General features: G+C 72.2%; 14 protein-coding genes and 1 pseudogene. 11 read left to right on the top strand and 4 right to left on the bottom strand.

Annotated features, from left to right (window positions below; all coding sequences use genetic code 11):
• Positions 1–79: 79 nt before the first annotated feature.
• Positions 80–1,258 carry a hypothetical protein gene (locus ACZ7DL_RS38435; RefSeq protein ID WP_470781639.1) on the top strand — a complete coding sequence of 393 codons (1,179 nt, stop codon included), beginning with the start codon at positions 80–82 and terminating at the stop codon, positions 1,256–1,258.
• Here the strand turns inward: ACZ7DL_RS38435 and ACZ7DL_RS38430 are convergent.
• Positions 1,255–1,560 carry a hypothetical protein gene (locus tag ACZ7DL_RS38430; RefSeq protein ID WP_470781638.1) on the bottom strand — a complete coding sequence of 102 codons (306 nt, stop codon included), beginning with the start codon at positions 1,558–1,560 and terminating at the stop codon, positions 1,255–1,257. The genes ACZ7DL_RS38435 and ACZ7DL_RS38430 overlap by 4 nt on opposite strands.
• Positions 1,561–1,604: 44 nt before the next feature.
• Between ACZ7DL_RS38430 and ACZ7DL_RS38425 the strand changes: the two genes are divergently transcribed.
• Entirely contained in the window at positions 1,605–1,943 is a 339-nt protein-coding gene (locus ACZ7DL_RS38425) for a hypothetical protein (protein WP_470781637.1), read from the top strand.
• 360 nt (positions 1,944–2,303) lie between these two features.
• Here the strand turns inward: ACZ7DL_RS38425 and ACZ7DL_RS38420 are convergent, their stop codons facing one another.
• Positions 2,304–4,835 (bottom strand): tetratricopeptide repeat protein, encoded by a 2,532-nt coding sequence (locus ACZ7DL_RS38420; RefSeq protein WP_470781635.1) that lies wholly within the window; start codon positions 4,833–4,835, stop codon positions 2,304–2,306.
• 122 nt (positions 4,836–4,957) lie between these two features.
• Between ACZ7DL_RS38420 and ACZ7DL_RS38415 the strand changes: the two genes are divergently transcribed.
• The 5 genes from ACZ7DL_RS38415 to ACZ7DL_RS38395 all read left to right on the top strand — a co-directional run bounded on the left by ACZ7DL_RS38415 (position 4,958) and on the right by ACZ7DL_RS38395 (position 9,487).
• A complete protein-coding gene (locus tag ACZ7DL_RS38415; protein ID WP_470781633.1) occupies positions 4,958–5,155 on the top strand; it encodes a hypothetical protein in 198 nt (65 codons plus the stop codon).
• 336 nt (positions 5,156–5,491) lie between these two features.
• Positions 5,492–6,736, top strand: coding sequence for an MFS transporter (locus tag ACZ7DL_RS38410; protein ID WP_470781631.1), 1,245 nt, complete (start codon positions 5,492–5,494; stop codon positions 6,734–6,736).
• Positions 6,737–6,893: 157 nt separating this feature from the next.
• The gene (locus ACZ7DL_RS38405) at positions 6,894–7,070 is read left to right on the top strand and encodes a hypothetical protein (RefSeq protein ID WP_470781630.1); all 177 of its coding nucleotides are present in this window, start codon (positions 6,894–6,896) and stop codon (positions 7,068–7,070) included.
• Positions 7,071–7,268 carry an SH3 domain-containing protein gene (locus tag ACZ7DL_RS38400; protein ID WP_470781640.1) on the top strand — a complete coding sequence of 66 codons (198 nt, stop codon included), beginning with the start codon at positions 7,071–7,073 and terminating at the stop codon, positions 7,266–7,268.
• 914 nt (positions 7,269–8,182) lie between these two features.
• The gene (locus tag ACZ7DL_RS38395; RefSeq protein WP_470781629.1) at positions 8,183–9,487 is read left to right on the top strand and encodes a hypothetical protein; all 1,305 of its coding nucleotides are present in this window, start codon (positions 8,183–8,185) and stop codon (positions 9,485–9,487) included.
• A gap of 595 nt (positions 9,488–10,082) precedes the next feature.
• Here the strand turns inward: ACZ7DL_RS38395 and ACZ7DL_RS38390 are convergent.
• Positions 10,083–10,844, bottom strand: a complete 762-nt coding sequence (locus ACZ7DL_RS38390; RefSeq protein ID WP_470781628.1) for a BlaI/MecI/CopY family transcriptional regulator — start codon at positions 10,842–10,844, stop codon at positions 10,083–10,085.
• 478 nt (positions 10,845–11,322) lie between these two features.
• On the opposite strand from ACZ7DL_RS38390, the gene ACZ7DL_RS38385 reads away from it, so the two are divergent.
• The 3 genes from ACZ7DL_RS38385 (at position 11,323) to ACZ7DL_RS38375 (ending at position 13,743) form a co-directional block, all read left to right on the top strand.
• Positions 11,323–11,610 carry a WhiB family transcriptional regulator gene (locus tag ACZ7DL_RS38385; RefSeq protein ID WP_470781627.1) on the top strand — a complete coding sequence of 96 codons (288 nt, stop codon included), beginning with the start codon at positions 11,323–11,325 and terminating at the stop codon, positions 11,608–11,610.
• A gap of 421 nt (positions 11,611–12,031) precedes the next feature.
• Positions 12,032–12,886: a GNAT family N-acetyltransferase gene (locus tag ACZ7DL_RS38380; protein ID WP_470781626.1), complete on the top strand. Its 855-nt coding sequence runs from the start codon at positions 12,032–12,034 to the stop codon at positions 12,884–12,886.
• A 653-nt stretch (positions 12,887–13,539) separates the two neighbouring features.
• The gene (locus ACZ7DL_RS38375) at positions 13,540–13,743 is read left to right on the top strand and encodes a cold-shock protein (protein ID WP_470781624.1); all 204 of its coding nucleotides are present in this window, start codon (positions 13,540–13,542) and stop codon (positions 13,741–13,743) included.
• 243 nt (positions 13,744–13,986) lie between these two features.
• On the opposite strand, the pseudogene ACZ7DL_RS38370 reads toward ACZ7DL_RS38375, so the two are convergent.
• Positions 13,987–14,142, bottom strand: a pseudogene (locus ACZ7DL_RS38370) (LexA family protein); the annotation flags it as partial.
• 494 nt (positions 14,143–14,636) lie between these two features.
• On the opposite strand from ACZ7DL_RS38370, the gene ACZ7DL_RS38365 reads away from it, so the two are divergent.
• The gene (locus ACZ7DL_RS38365; RefSeq protein WP_470781622.1) at positions 14,637–15,941 is read left to right on the top strand and encodes a hypothetical protein; all 1,305 of its coding nucleotides are present in this window, start codon (positions 14,637–14,639) and stop codon (positions 15,939–15,941) included.
• Positions 15,942–16,451 lie beyond the last annotated feature (510 nt).

Raw genomic sequence — 16,451 nt, 5'->3', positions numbered from 1 at the left:
GCTACGAGCGCAACCCCGGCCACTTCCTGGCCTTCACCGCGCTGGCAGCTGCCCTCATCTGCTACCGCAGACTCCCCAAATGAAATGGCCTGTTACCTGGCTGGCCGAGCGAGGCCAGGACGCGTACGCCCTGGCGTGGGTGACCGAAGGGAGTGAGCCGACTGGCTTCGACAGCACCGAGCCACCCCGGGTCGGGGAGAGCGGGATCGCCCGCGCAGGCGCCGACCTCACCCGCATCGCGCTGCAGTACGTCACCCACGGACAGGCCGAGACCTTGCGCCGCTGGCTTCAACTCGACGACGGAATACGGCACCTGACCATCCTCACGGCCCAGGACGGCGCTCTGCGCGAGCACACTCCCGGCGAGCTGGCCGCCGACCTGATGCACGACCCGGCCAACGACGAGACCCGGCTCACCGAGCAACTGGCCGGCTGGTTCTACCGCAAAGGCGCCGAGGCACAGCAGGGACTCGAACTCGGATGGATCGCCGCGGCCGCCGCCTGGACCTGTCACATGCGCGCCCTGTCCAGCTATCCGCCGCCCTCCGTACTCACCGCGAGCCTGGAGCGGGCCGGAGAACTGGACGAGCCCACCGCCGACTTGGTGGTCAGCACCGGGCTGAGGATCGTCGACCTCCTCGACCGGCTGGAGCGCGCCCACCGCACCCGCACCGAGCTGATCGAGGACTGGCACGCGGTCAAGTCCCTGACCGCCGACGTGCCGGCGCTCGCGCCCATGGCCGACTGGCTGCTCGACCAGATCGCCCTGCGCGACGCGCCCGCCCAGCAACTGCGGGCCGTCCTGGAGCCGGACCTCACCGACTACCTGCGCGACCGGCGAACCGAGCGCGCACAGCTGGGCACCGCCTTGGCCCTGGACGCGCCGCGCGCCGCGCACCTGGCCCACGCCCGAGCTGCCGTCCGCGCCTACACCGCCGCCGCGCACTCGGGCCGCGAGGGCCAGGCGCAGCAACTCTTCGATGCCTTCCCGATCCCCGCCCGCGCCCTGTCCACCAGCGGCCCGGCCGCCACCTGGCGGGAGAAGTCGGCCACCGCGACCGACGCCGTCGAAGACCTGGCCGTGCAGCGCGCCGCCACCGGTGCCAAGGTCAGCACCGACTACTTCGCCGACCCGGAACTGCTGCACGCCACGACCTCCTACCTGGCAGCCCGCGAGGGCCAACTACACCTCATGCACGACGCGCTCGGCCGCCTGGCGTTCCCCGCCCCCCCCCACCTGACCTGCCCGAGGACCTAGTCCCGGTCGCGGCCGCGCAGACCCAGCGCCGCGTCATCGAAGCCTTCGGCACCCTGCAACGCGCGGCGCAGACACTGGACGGCCAGATCCGCTACCAGCTCCAGCAGCCCCTTCCCGCCCACCGGCGCACCACCACCGGCGCCGAGAGCGACCTGCTGACCCGCGCCCGCGACGCCCTCACCCACCTCGCGGACACCGGTCTCCCCTTCGACGCCGAGCACATCCGCGCCCGCCTGCAGCAGGCCATGGCCCGCCCCGCCGCCCCCGGCCTCGCAGCGCTCACCGCCCACGACGAAGCCCATACCCAGGCCCTGGCCGCCGGCTCCACCGCCCTCAAGGTGAAGCGATGACCGGACTCCTTGGCACCGTCCTCTGTCTGCTGCTGCGCGCGGCCGGCCCGCTCATCCGGCGCGGTCTGCCCCACCTCGCCCTGGCCGTCATGGCCACACTCGTGTGCGGCGCCGCCCTCGCTACCGGGCACGTACTCCTCGCCATCGCCCTGTGGCTGGCCGCCGGCGGGTGGCCGCCGGCCACCGTTGCGCTCGGACTGCTGGCAGCAGCGCTCCACCTCGCCGCACTCTGGGGCCTGATCGCGGTCGTCCTGCTCATGCCGCTGCTCATCACGGCCGACTGCCGCACCCGGTCGCACGTCGCCCGCGACGATCACTCCACCAGCACGGTGTAGGTACCCGCGGCGGCGATGGTCGGCCGGATCCGGGCACGGCTGTCAGCGCGACCCCGTACCGTACTGTCGACTGGATATCCGCCGCTGGCTGGCGGCTCGACTGCCGCTCCCCCGCAAAGGGGGCCGCGGGGAGCCCGAGGCGCCCGGCACCGCCGAGATGTCGGCCCGCGGCGGCGCCACTTGGCGCCCTGTAGCCCCCCGGCTCGCGAGGCCTAGCAAGACCACCGCCTGGCTTGAGGAGGCTCAACTTCTTGTAGAGCGTGCCGGCGCCCGTCAGAAGTACAGGTGCCTTACCGGTCCGGGGCCGTGTGGGCCAGCACCGACGGCAGACGCATCCGGTCGTGACCGCCGGCGCGCGGATCATTGCCATGGGGGCGTGGGCATGCCGTCTGGGTCCAGACCGTGGGGCCACAGCCGTTCAAGAATTGCCCCGCTAAACGAGCGAATGCCGTGGTCGACGGCCAGCCGGGCCAGGACCTCGGCCTCGGCCCTCCTGCGATCGCGGTCCGCAACCACCTCCTGTAACTGGGCCAGTAGGTACAGGACGTCAGGGCTGCCGTGTTCGAGGGCCTGCCGTGCCAGCGCCTCGGCACCCTCCCGATCCTCAGCCCTTACCCGCATCAGCATTAGGGAGCGGAGGCCGTCGGGGTCGCCGTGGTCGAAGGCCTGCCAATAGAGGTCTTCGGCGCCCTTCCGGTCCCCAGCCAACTCCCGCGACAAAGCCAGGCTGTGCATGGCGTAAGCGTTGCCGTGGTCGGCGGCCTGCTGGTAGAGGTCGTTGGCACCCTCCTGATCCCCGGCGTCCTCTCGTGTCTCGGCCAGGGTGTGCAGGGGGTTGGAGATGCTGTGGTCGACAGCCTGCTGGGCCAGGGCTTCAGCACCCTCCCGGTCCCCAGACTCCTCCCTCAACAGGACCAGGGAGAGCAGGGCAGAATGGCCGACAGCCTGCCGGGCCAGGGCCTCAGCGCCCTCCCGATCCCCAGCCCACTCCCGCAACACGGCCAGACGATCCAGCGCAGCAGCATCGCCGTGGTCCGCGGCCTGCCGGTAGAGACCCTCAGCACCCTCCCAATCCCCAGCCCTCTCCCGCATCCCGCCCAGGCCGTACAAAGCAGTCGCACTGTCCTGGTCCGCGGCCTGCTGGTAAAGACTCTCAGCACCCTCCCGATCCCCAGCTCTCTCCCGCAACGCGGCCAGGCGGTGCAGGGCATCAGCACGGCCGCAGCCGAGGGCTTGCAGGGCGAGGGCGTCAGCACCCTCCCGATCCCCAGCCTGCTCCCGCGCCATGGCCAGGCGGTGCAGGGCATTGGCACTGCCGTGGTCCGCGGCCTGCCGGAAGAGGCCCTCAGCACCCTCCCGATCCCCAGCCCTCTCCCGCGCCACGGCCAGGTCGTACAGGGCAGTGGCACTGCCGTGGTCCGCGGCCCTGTGACGGAGGTGGTGGGCCCATTGCAGGCGGTGCCGGTTCACGGCTGCTTCGGCAAGGTTGTCCAGGTCATCGGGGTGGGTGAGGTGAGTGTGGGCGGCGTGCCAGAAGGAAGCGGGCGGGCACAGGGCTTTGCGGGTGGTGCGGCCATGTTGTTCTAGGTAGTCGGCGAGCCGGAACACCGGCCCCGCCGGCTGCGCGGAGGGCGGGGACGCAGCTGCGGAGGGAGTGGGTGGGCGTCGCAGGGGGCGGGGGGTGGTACGGCGCAGGGGGGCTTGTTTGCCGTGGACCGGTTCGGCGAGTTCGGCGAAGGCGGCTTCGGCCCAATTCTCGGGGAGCTGGTCGTAGTCGGTTTGGCTGAGGTAGTCGGAGGCGGCGTCGGTGAGGAAGGCCTGGGGGAGATGGAGACCGACGCCGAGGCGGCGGGCGTCGATCGCCGCTTCCAGCAGCGCTTTGGCTGCGGGGCTTGCCTGCTGGTATCGGTTGAGGAGTTCGGGGGCGCCGGCCAGGTCCTGGGTGATTCGTCCGTCGGTATGGGCGCGGGTGATGGCGTCGGCCAGCAGCCGGTCACCACCTTCGGCGAGTGCGGCCGCCGCGGCCAGGGCCGGGGCGTCGAAGGACTCCGGGATGCTCAGGGTGCGGCCAGAGAGCAGTTCCCGTACCCGGCTGTACGGATCTTCCCCGCCCGGGGCGGGCAGGGCCGTGTACTGGCGGGCGTATTTCGGCCAGAGCGTGCCCAGCACGAGGACCGGTCCGCGCTCCGCGCTGAGCAGCACATCGCGCACGGCCGCTGCGATCCGCTCACCGGCCGCCCGGTCGCCGAGGTAGTGCTGAGCCTCGTTCAACCACACCACGGTGCACGGCTGGACACGGTGCAGGTCCTCCAGGGCGGCCTCGGCCCGGGTCGGGTCGGACGGATGCCACAGCCGCCATCCCCGGTCCGCGAGCGGCTGGACGGCCTCCCAACAGGCCCGGGTCTTCCCGGTCGACGAGCTGCCCACCAGGACCACCATCCGGCTGCGGCCGGCCGCCGCATCCCTCACCGCATCGGCCAGCACCCGATCATGCTTGCGCCGCACATACCCAGGCAGCGCCCGTGGCCCGGGCGCATCCGAGCCGTCAACGACGTTGCCCGGCCCGGCCGGATGAACCTCCAGATCGTGCGGCTCCCACTGCCCGATCAACCTGCCGGGCCCCGGCCGCCCACCGCCCCCGTTGCCGACCGCGTCCCGCTGCAGCGCCAGCAACTCCTCAACCGGCAGCTGCAGCGCGCCGGCCAACACCGTCACCGTCTGCACCGAAGGCACCGGCCCATCGTGCTGGAAGGCCTGCGACACAGTCGTACGCCCCAGCCCCGTCCGCTGGGCCAGCTGCGTCTTGTTGAGCCGCATGCGGGCCAGTGCGGCAGCCAGTCTCCTGCGCAGTTCGGTGAGTGCCGGATTGTGGCCGTTCTGCTCCTCGCGCACCTACTCGCCCCCGGGCCGTGATGTGTTCGCCGGTGTTCATCTTCGTCCGGGCGAACCCCGGCGCACACGACTTCTACGACCTTCGACGACGTCAACACCCCATCGTGTAACGGGAGTCTGCCGTGACCGTCGCCGTCGTCCTTCTTGCCACCGCACTCGTGATCGTCGTCGCACTGCTGGCCGCCGTCGGCGCGGGCAAGCTCGCCCGCCTGGACGGCGCCACCTACCCCGCCGCTCTCACCCGCGCCGCCGTCACCTTCGCCGCGGTCATCACCCTCACCGCCACCGTGGCCAGCGCCTACACCACCTTCCTGACCTGACCGCGCTCAACTACGTGCCAGCCGTGCCTGACAGCCGACCGGGCCACCCCTGCACAGGGGCGGCCCGTGGGTGCTGCCCGCCGCCGCAGAGCGTCTTCGCAGAGCGGACCGGTCACACCACTGGACGTGCCAGGTGCTGGGACATGCCACGGGACGCCGACCGCCCGAAGGGAAGTGACGTTGAGGGCCGGGCTGGGCCCTGCTGGGCTTGGGCGTGGCGGCGGCCCGCCCCCGTTCCCCGCCGCCCCTCGCCCGCACGGCGCGCCCACCTGACATGCCCGCCGTGCGGGCGGGGGTCATCCGTCCGGCGTCCCCCCGACCAAAGGCAGACAGGCGATGACCCACGCGCAGGTCGGCGACACCTCCCGCACCACTTCCGCGTGGCCCGCAGCCCAGGTGAGGCAGCCGAGCGCACCCCCGTCCTTCCGCGCCGTGCTCCGTCACCGGTACTGCGGCCGGCTGCTGGCCGCGTCGGTGGCCGGCCGGCTGCCGCTGGGCATGGTGCCCGTCGCCCTCATCCTCGCGGCCCGGGCCGACGGCCACTCCCTGGCCACCGCCGGCCTGCTCGCCGGGCTCTACGCCATCGCACCCGCTCTGGGCCTGCCCCTGCTCGGCCGGATGGCCGACCAGTGGGGCCTGCCACTGCCCTGCCTCCTAGGTGCCGGCCTCGCCGCCGCCTCCCTCGCCGCCCTAGCCACGGTGGGGACCCGCGACCTCACCTTCACCGCAGTGTGCGCAGCCCTGGCCGGCGTCGGATGCCCGCCCCTGGAAGGGGGCCTCAAAGCACTGTGGCCCGCCCTGCTGCCGGACCCCGCACACGTACGCACCGCATACACCCTGGACTCCTCCACCCAGGAGATCGTCTACGTCGCCGGGCCCGCCCTCGCCATCGTCACGGCCCACCAGCTGTCACCGGCCGCCGCGCTCGCCCTGGTGGCCGCCGCCACCCTGGCCGGCTCCCTCGTCTTCGCCGCCGCGCGCCCCGCCCGAACCTGGCGCCCCGCACAACACCGCCGCGATCCGCTGGGCGTGTTGCGCCCGCCCGCCCTGCGCCTGCTGCTGCTCGCACTGGTCTTCCTCGGTGCCGCGGTCGGCGCTCTCGACGTCGCCGGGATAGCCGTGGCCGAGCGCCAACAGGCCTCATGGCTGGCGGGCGCGCTGCCGGCGGCGTTCTCCGCGGCCGGACTGCTCGGCGGCGTCCTCTTCACCCGCCTCCAGCCCCCAACAGCCTCCAGGGGCCGGTACCTGCTGGTGCTGGCAGCCGTGTTCGCGACCGGATGGCTGCCCCTGCTCACGCCGCTCCCGGCCCCGGCCGTGCTCGCCCTGGTGATGCTGCCCGGCGCCCTGTTCGTACCCCTGCTGACCGTGGCCAGCCTGACCCTCACCGCGCTCGCACCCCCGGGCACATCGACCGAGGCGGTCGGCTGGATGTCCAGCGCGATCCGCCTGGGCGTGGCCGGCGGCACCGCCCTGGCAGGCCCGCTGGGCGGCACCTTCACCGTCCCGCTGACGGCCGCAGCCCTGTGCGCGCTCCTGCTCTCGCCCCGCATCACCCCCGCGGCCACACCGGCCGCCGTGTGAAAGGGGAGCACGCCACAAGGCAGGAGCGCTCCCGCCGTACGGAACGACCATGGCGATCCCCATGTCAGGGCATGGCACGCCCGGCCGCCCCACCGGTTTCGGGCTGCCGCCCGCTTGCAGGCTCCCTGCACCACCACCGATCAAAGGGGAGATTGCCGTGCCGTTTTTGTCCGTACTGCGCCGTACCGCGCCCGCACACCGCGCCCGGAGCGTGGCCGTGGCCACCGCCGTGACCGCCTCCTCGGTCCTGGGGCTGTCGCTCGCCGCGGCCGCGCCGGCGAGCGCGGCGACCGGCGCCAAGGCGTGCACCCACCAGGTCCGGCTCGACACCTAAATCACCGCCACCGTCAACTTCCGCACCGGCCCGGGCACCGGCTACACCAGCCTCGGACTGCTCCACAAGGGCCAGGGCGTCTACTGGGCCTGCTACAAGGGCAACTGGGGCTACCTGAAGCCCTACTACGGCGCGCACAAGGGCCAGTGGGGCTGGGTGAGCCGCAACTACATCGACGTGCCCATGCGGACCGACTGACACCGTCCGCCGGCCAGGGGCCCGCGACGTGGCACGCCCTGTGCGCATGCCATGTCGCGGGCCCCTTTTGCGTTGCTGCCCGAGGGCTGTGCCCATGCAGCGGGCCGGCCACACCGAGCGCCTCGATGGTGCTGCCGCTGTCCCGCCCGAGCACCGCCCAACCGGTGACGGCCGGCACGGCCGGTGACGGCACAGCAGGTGGCGCTGCGGGAGCAGAGGGGGACTACGGGCTGCTGGAAGGTTCGCCGGACGGACCGGCCCGTGGCGTGGGCGCGGATCTGTCCCGCATCCCAGACCTACGCCAACTCCTCTCCTACCACGAGGGAAAAGCAAACTTTGCCCGCTTTTGCCCGTGGCGGTTCTCGGCGGCTGCTGCTGAGATCACCCCTGTCCCACCGATCCCTCACCTTCTCCGAGGAGCCTTCGATGAACCAGCGCCCGAGCACCTTCGCCATCCGCCCGGTCGACTCCGTCCGCCCGGGGGCCCGTCCCGGCGAGGACCTCGCCGCCCGGCCGTTCGTCCGCCCGTAACCGGTCACGCCGGCTTCCGAGCGCCCGCCCGGGCCCCTCTACTCGTCCCGCCCGGGCGGGCGCCGCCGTATCCGCACCCGTACCGCCCCGAGCATCCGTCCTTCGTCCGCGCCTCGCACCCGGCCGCCATCGCCGCCACGCCGGGGGCCTCACATCCTGTGACCGACCCCGACCGCGGGAACTCCGCGCCCGCTGTCCGGCCTGCACGGCCCGGCCTGTGCAGGCCGTGTCCGGACCGTCCGGCGGACCGCCCAGGGCGCCCGTGCGCCCCGCGCTCTCGCCCGACGGGAGGCATCGCACGCCACGGCCCTGCGCGGCGCCGCGCCCGGCAGCCTGAACCGACTGCCGTTCGAACGGCAGCTACCGAGACCAGGAGATGCCGCGTGCCCGACACCGACCGCCTCTACGCGCTGTCCAGCACCTTCAACCACCCCTGGCTGTCCGACGTGGACGGGCCGGGCCTGCTGATCAACGACGCGGTCCTCGCGATGCGCTGGTACCTGACCCACGAGCGGGAGGAGAACCTCGCCGTGGCCGGGCACGCCAGCGACGACAACGGCGCCACCTGGCAGGCTCTTGCTCCCGGCGAGCTGTACATGGACGCCGGCCGTGCCCTCGTCCAGCGGGCACAGGCGCCGGGGCAGGACGGGCAGCGCGCGGCGGCACTGCTGCGCGACGCGTTGGCCGCCGAGGCCGCCGACTGGCTCGACCACCGCATCCGGTACGTGCAGCCCGACGACCCCGTCCAGCACCGGCCTGCCACACCCGCAGCGGCGTCGTGGCGGCGCGGCGGCCAGATCTGGGCTCTTACGCTGGGCACCGTCCCCGACGAGCAGATCCTCACCCACCTCGCAGCCCACTACGCCGACCCGCAGCCCGAGGGACCCCAATGGCTGCGCACCGGCGCCCTAGACACTCTGGACGCCCTCGCCCGGGCGGAGTATCCCGCCGGCGCGGACATCACCGAACTCCTGGACACGCTGCGCTTGCTGAACCAGCTCACCTTCGGCTTCGAGATGGGCCAACTACGGGATGGGGCCGTGCAGGCAGAGCACAAGATCATGGACCAGCTGGTCTCCCGTCACCCCGCCACCGCCGCCGTGGCCCGGACCCATCCCGACCCGCAGCACCCCGCGCAGCAGGCGGCCCGCACCTACCTGCACCGCCTGTCCCTGATCGGTGCCAACGGGGAAGAGGACCTGCTGGCGGACGCAGCCCACGCCTTCACAGAGGCGCTCACGGCCGCCGAAGCCACCCGGCAACCGGCCACCGCACCTGCGGACATCTCCAGCCCCGAGCCGGAGCTGATTCCCGGCTACCCCAGGCACCTGGAAGGCGACCTGCAGGCCGCCGCTCATTGGCGTCTGATCTCACCTGCGGCCCGACGAGACGCCGAGAAGGCCATGGCCCTCCTCGTCAACGCAGCGACCGCCCTGGCCGAGGCGAGCGCCGCCGGCCCCGGGCGGCCCGCTTCACCCAACGACAGCCGGGCCATGCGCCTGCACACCGACCGGCACCAGGAGCTCGAGGCACTCAACGCCCAGCATGCACTGCTGATGCACGCGCACGTCATGGCCGATGCCGAGGCCGCCGCCACCAGGGCCCGCCGCGACGCCATCGTCGCCGCACAGGCCCCCCAAGACACCCCCCGCACCGCCGTCGAGATGGCGGCCGCCAACGAGGCGTAACGCCGCCGAGGACCGCATCGCCCACACGCTCGGTGCTCAGCGCCAGATCACCCGCGACGCCCTGCACCGGCTCTTCCCTCAGACCACCGGCCGAAGCGGCCTGCACCACCTGCGCACCCAGCTGATCGACCACGCCGGACTGGGCCTCGTCGCCTACAACGCGGCCTGGCGCGCGATCGGCGACACCGCACGGACCCTGGAGAGCCTTCAGGCCAGCTACCGCAACGGCACCGCCGACTTCGGCCGCCCGACCGTAACCGCGCAGCAGGTCGAACAGGCCCGCACCGCGGCCCAGGCCGCAGGCCCCGTCCGACTCGATCGCCCACCGCGCCGCCCGGATCACGAAACAGTCCCGCCAGCGCACACAACAACCCCAACCGGCGCCCTCCCTCAAGGAGCCGGCCGCTCACCCACACCAGCAAGCCCACAGCCTCCAAGGGCCGCAGACGCCCGGCGCCCGTCTGCCCTGACCCGCGCAACGGCGCTGCTGAGGCGGACCGCTCAGCCGCCCGCCGGGCCCGTGTGCTGCTTCCCGGCCACCTGCAAAGCCCTCTCACCAGCCCGCCGCAGGCGTCCGGGCACGCAGCAACCAGGGTCAGACCTGTGCCGGAACCTTCTCGGCCTCGTCACCCGCAGCGGGGGCGTCCGACCCGGCGAGCGCGGTGTACATCACCGCGCCCTGCTGCTGCGACCTCTCGGCGAGGTTCTTCTTGACGAGGATCTCCAGGGTGTTGCGGACCGTCTGGACAGATGTCGCCCGCTCGGGGTGTTCCGCCTTGAGGGCGTCGAACACCTCGCGCGCCGTCTGCGGGTGGCTGTGCGACGCGAGCAGGATCGGCAGGATGAGCTCGCCCAGCGTCGGCCCGTCCGCCTTCCTGCCCGCGGCCTTCGTCGTCGGCGCTTCCTGGGCCGAGGCTGCCTGCGCCGGCACCTTCTTCGCGGTGGTCTTCTTGGCAGCTGCCTTCTTCGCCGTGGTCTTCTTCGCGGGCGACTTCACCTTGGGGGCCGCCTTCTTGGCGGCCGGCTTGTCCTGGCTGTCCTGTCGCGGCTGGGGCACGGCGTGGGGCGCACCGGTGACCGCATGCGCCGATGCGGAGTCCGCGCCCTGCACCTCACGCTGCTCCGCAGGTGCCGGCACCGCCTCACTGGAGCCGCTCGTGAGGGCGGCCGACCCGGTCAAGGTGCCCTGCAGCTGCACCAACAAGCCTTCCTCCGCCTGGAGTTGGGCAAGGCGCTCCTGTAGGCCGGTGATCTGCGTGGCGATGTCGCCCTGCTCCTTGCGGTTGGCCGCGAGGTCGCTGGCGAATTGCTGGGCGTACACGTTCTGGATGGCGGTCTTCTCGCGCTCGTCGGCCACGGCAGCACGCTCCTTTACCTGGATGTTTGTGCCGGATGCTACTCACACCAACGCAGCAAAGCTCTGGTCCGGCACGATCGCCACTCTCCCGAGCACCGACGTCAAGCCGGTCACCGGCGGATACCAGGCACCCATGCCACAAGAAAAGCGCGACCAGGCCCGGTAGGCGTCACCGCCCGGCGCCCTCCCAACGGGCCCCCAGGCATGGCACTACGGGGGCAGTCCGGCTTCTCAACTTCCGCCGCCATGCGCCGTGCTCCAAGTCCCGCGCTATGCACCCGGCCAAGATCCGAAGGGTTGCTTGGACCCACCCGGCGGGACGACCGCCGGCCGAACGCGCTTGGCCCTCACGCATGAGGACACCGTGGGTGCAGCACCGGCAGTGCAGGAGATGAGCACGCCTGGACCTGCACCGCAGACAGTCATGACCCGGCAATAGGCTCGGTGTCGTGGCCGAGCCACGACGAGGAGGGAAGACATGCCGAGTACGGGGGCTCACTGGAGTGAGGATGCGGCCTGCCGGCTGGCCGACCCGGAGGAGCTGTTCGCGGACGGCGCCCGGCAGAAGCGGGCCAAGGCGGTCTGTTCAGAATGCACCGTCCGCACGGAGTGCCTGGTCAACGCCCTCGACAACCGCGAGGAATGGGGCGTGTGGGGAGGCATGACCGAGCGCGAACGCAGAGCCCTGCTGCGCCGTAAACCCCACGTCACCTCCTGGCGGCAGGTACTGCGAGCAGCGGGTGGACAAAAACCCCAGACCGGCTGAGGGCAGAGGGCGGGCCTGCGAGCCCCTCGTCAGGGGCTCGCGGCTCAACAGGCCGGGATTCAGCCGTCGGCCTCCGCCATCTGGCCACGGTTGCGGCGGTGCGTCCGCGGTGCGGAACGCCGCGGACATCGGTGCGGCCCCGGCTCCCGCGCCGAGGGACGGCCAAGACCACATGCGCCTACGTGCCGCGCGCGCAGGCTGTCCTTGCGTACATGAGGCCACAGGACTCCGACAGCCGCACGGCGGCCGGGCGCCTTCACGTGCGTGAGTACAGCGGGCAGCCGGCGATGGACTTCCTTGCGCGGATGTGGCCTGCCCTGGCCGAGGCGGACACTGCTGCCACCGCCTACCGGATCCGGCCTGGCTGCAAGCGTGGGCCCGGCATCTGCCCGCCCGCTGCGAGCCGTTGGTTCTCGCGGCCTTGGACGACGACCAGCCCCTCGCCGCCCTGGCTCTGGCCCGGGACATCTCCCGCGACGGGCGGACCCGCATCACCCCGCTGTCCTGGCCCGCATCCGAGCAGATCCGGCCCGTGGGCGAGAACGCGCAGGCGGTGGGCGTGCTCCTCCATCACCTGCCCCGGCTCGGGGACGACGTGGTCCTGGCCGACCTGCCGGACAGTTCCCTGCTGGCCCGGCAGGCCTACAGCCGGTGGGGTGAGCCCGACTCCCAGACCCTGTACGCCACCGTCGGTCTGCCCGTGGATCCTGCGGCCCTGTCCCGGTCGACGCGACGGGAGCACGTGCGCCGCCGCCGTGCCGCGCAGGCCCTGGGCGACCGGGTCGGATACCACCGCACCCAGACCCGCACGCAACTTGTTGCCGCCTTCGACGTGCTGCAGGACCTGCACCGACGACGCAACGCCCTGCGGCTGCCCACCATCAACGCGACGGACCTCGACCTGCCCTGGCGCCAAGTCCTCAAGGAGTGCGCCCACGTCGCGTTCATCGCAACACTGACCCTGGACGGCCAGGCCGTGGCTGCCCAGCTCTGTCTGCGCCGCCGGGACCGCGCGTACTCCCTGATCACTGCGATGGACCCCGCACACCGCGAGATGTCACCAGGGCATGTGCTGCTGCACTTGCTGTGCGACGACCTGACGGCCGAGGGCTACACGGCACTGGACCTCGGCCGCACGACGGCACAGGAGGGCCAGCGCTCCTACAAGGCCGCCCACGGCGCCACGTGGACGACCACCCGCACCTACACCGCTGCGGTCGGCAACCGCCCGCACGGGAAGTCCGCCAAGCTGGCCGATGCCGTGGGCCGGCGGTGATCCCCCTGCACCCCCGGCCGCATCTCAAGGACACCGTGCCTGGCCGCTGTAACACCCGCATGTCCGGCGTTGGCACACCGAGTACGCCCATGACGGCAACAGATGCGACGAACAACATCGCCACAGCCGACATCACGGCCATGCGGCGCACCGGAGTCCTCTTCGCGTTCCTGCGGTCCCGGATCACCCGCCCGTCCCGGCTTCGCATCGCCGCCCGGCCGTGGGACGACCGCCGAACGCTGGGGCACCGTCCCGGCGCCTGGCCGGCCCCAGCCGCTCTCCACCACACCCCACCCGTCGTGTGCAACTGCCCTCTGTGCCAGGCGCTGGCCGACCACAGACAGACCGGCAGCTGCCGGTGTGCGCTCTGTGTCTGCCCGCACCACCCCGCCGCCTGAACACCCATCACGCCTCACAGGCGTGCACTCCTACGCCTACGCAGGCTCAGACCGACGTCCTTCAGCCGCCGTGCGGACACGCACCGACCACTGACTCGCGGCCACGCCGCTACCGGCCCAGGCCGCGTACGACTCGTGGGCGGATGATCGTATGACGGAAGCCAGGTCGGGGTAGAACGGAGCCGGGTGTCTTCCCGCGGAAGATCCCGCTACTCAACAACGGCCGGCACCCCCGGCGAGATCGAAGGACGCAGTATGGCCAGCGGCACCGTGAAGTGGTTCAACTCCGAGAAGGGCTTCGGCTTCATCGCCCGGGACGGCGGCGGACCGGACGTCTTCGCTCACTACTCCAACATCGCCGGCAACGGGTACCGCGAGCTGGTCGAGGGCGAGCAGGTCACGTTCGACGTCACCCAGGGCCAGAAGGGCCCCCAGGCCGAGAACATCATCCGCGGCTGACGCCCCGCTGCCCCCGAAGGCCCGTACAGCAGGTGAGGGGAGCCGGATGCCGGGCCCCCTCTCACACTTCCCGCGCCGCGTCCGCCGGATCCAGGAACTGGCGTGGGCCGCGGAAAACCGACGCGGCACGCACATTCAGCGCACAAAATCCGTGCATTTTGCGTCCGCGCCCGGCGCCGGGCGCGGCCAGCGGCACGCACAGGGTGCAGTCGGCACACCCGCGGCCCGGCCGGGGTGCTTCGGTCAGAGGCTGCGCAGCACGGCGACCACCTTGCCGAGGATGGCGGCGTCGTCTCCGGGCAGCGGTTCATAGGCCGGGTTGTGCGGCATCAGCCAGACGCGGCCGCCCTCGCGGCGTAGGCGTTTGACCGTGGCCTCGCCGTCCAGAAGCGCGGCGACGTTCTATGGGGTTCCTGAAGCTGTGGCGTGACGTGGTGCGAGTCGTCTTCGTTGGTGTTGGGACGCTCTAGGTACGACGTGCATTCGTCTCGATCTTGCGGGCGACTGCCTCGTCCAGGCCCCACACCCTGCATCTGGGCAAGCCCCACCAGGTACAGGAATACGGCCAGCTCTTCGCCCCGGTTGGGAAGCTGCTTGCGCCAAGCCGTGAAAGCTTCGCCGACCTCCGCCGTCAGGAGCCCGAACGCCAGCGGCACGTCTGTGGGTAGAGGGCTGACCCGAATCGGTTATGCACGGGCCTCGGGAGCCCCCGGCTCTTCCTTGTCCTGGCGTCCGGGTGGCCGGTTCCCGCCGCGCTAGGACCCGGCGCCACGTCTGATCGGCGTGGCGCGCGTACCGGTCCGTGAGGGCGGGCAGGGTGAAGTCGGCATGAGCTCCGGGATGTTGACCGAATCCAGATGAGCGTTGCCGACGTATCTCGGGGAGGGGACGGTATGGGACTGTTCACGCGGAGCTCACCGGACGGCGACGGCGAGCGGGAGACGTGGCTTGAGCAGGCGCCGGCCGGCGACGTCGTCTTCGCCGGGGCGGAGTTCGTCGACGGCTACGCGGTCCTTCGCTGGCACACAGGCTGGGGAGGCGTGGGACTGGTGCACTCACTACTCGACGGCAACGCCAGCTGCAAGATGGCCGTCCGTGCCCTGCACAACCGCCACGGTGCACGTCTCGATGATCGGTACGCGTGCGTGGTGACGGCGCAGACCGCGACGCAGGTGACCCAGCCGTACGTGCCCCAGCTCCTGGCCTACGACGTCGGCGCATCAGGCAAGCAGTACGAGACGACCTGGGCCCAGCTGGCGGCGGTGCTCGGGCAGCCGGCACCGTACTGGTTCCACGCACTGCGCGACCGTGACGCGATCGCCGCCTGGCGCCCGGGTTCCCCGCCCGCGGTGGTGCCCGCGAGGGACATCGCCACCCCCGTCACGGCGCTGACCGAACTCGCCGCCGACGAGCCGGACGGCTCCCCGGCCGCCGAGTTGTGCTGGTACCTCGCACGGGAAGTCCGCCGCCGCGGACATACCGAGGTCACCCGCCACATCGCCGAGCTGCAGGAGAACGCGGCCGACGGCGGCGACGGTGCCCATCTCGTCCTCGGCGCGGTGCCCGCCCCGCTGCTGCGCCCCGACCCGCCCGAGCCGGCGGAGATGGTCCGCCGCGCCGGCTGGCTGAGCATCACCGAGCGCCGCGACGTCCTGGCCCACCGCGTCGCCGACTTCGCCCAGCGCTGGGACGGCGGCCGCGACTGGCACACCGGCGCCGTCACCGACCTGGACCCGGCCTCCTGCGCCGTCGCCCAGGAGTGGGCCCCAGCGCCTGGTCCCCGCCGCCGACGGCCAGCCACCGACCGTCCTGGAGAAGGTCCTGCTGCACCACGCCAGCAACGCCGACACCGACGTCCTCCTGCACGACCCCGTCGCCGGCCTTCCCGTACTCCACGGCGCCCCGGGCAGCCTCAACGCCAGCCTCTATACCTACAGCCTGCAGCGCCTGCCCACCCGCTCGCCGCTCGCCGCCCTCATCCTCAGCGGCAGCGGCCACTCCTGCTGGATCCGCACCCAGGACGGCACCCTCTGGCTCGCCCCCGAACGCGAGGGCTGGGGGATCGGCTTCGGCTACTCGGGCAGCGGCTGTCACACCCTGGGCCGCCTCGTCGACGTCCTCCTCGACGACATCTCCGCCCCCGCCGCCCGCCCGAACGACCCGGCTGCACCGCGCGGCCTGTTCGAACTGCTGCGTGACACCCCCGACGACCGTACGACCACCTACACCCGCGCCCAGTTGCTCGCCGCCCGGGCCGGCTGACTCCGCGCTGTGGCGGACCAGGCCAGCCAATGCCCGAGCGAGCCCGCAGGCATGGTGGTGATCTGCAGCGGTCTGTGACCGCTGCCATGGACCAGCGGGGCGACTGGCCCGAACGCTCTGTGTGGGTCCGCGGGAGTTCGACGCGATCCCCCTGCTGTGTACGGCCGCCGTACGCCCGCTCTCGTCCACTTCCGGCCGATGCTTACCCCCGGAGTCCGCGCCTCGGCGTGGGCGCCTCTGAGGGCGGGCAGGGATGGTTCGTGCCGGGGTGAGCGGCCGGGGCAGGACGGGCGATGTGGTCGTCGTGGGCCCGACGTCAGGCGAGGGCGTTGCGGAGGTAGGCGGGCAGTGCCTGGCAGACGGCCGGATCGGCTTCCCAGTCGGGGTCGGTGAGTTGGTCGGCCGTGATGACGACGTGGTTGCCGTGGTCGGTGCGGACGACGACG

Source organism: Streptomyces sp. NPDC036984 (assembly GCF_055607665.1).
Note: the sequence above shows the minus strand (reverse complement) of the source record. Positions and strands in the feature narration are given on the sequence as shown.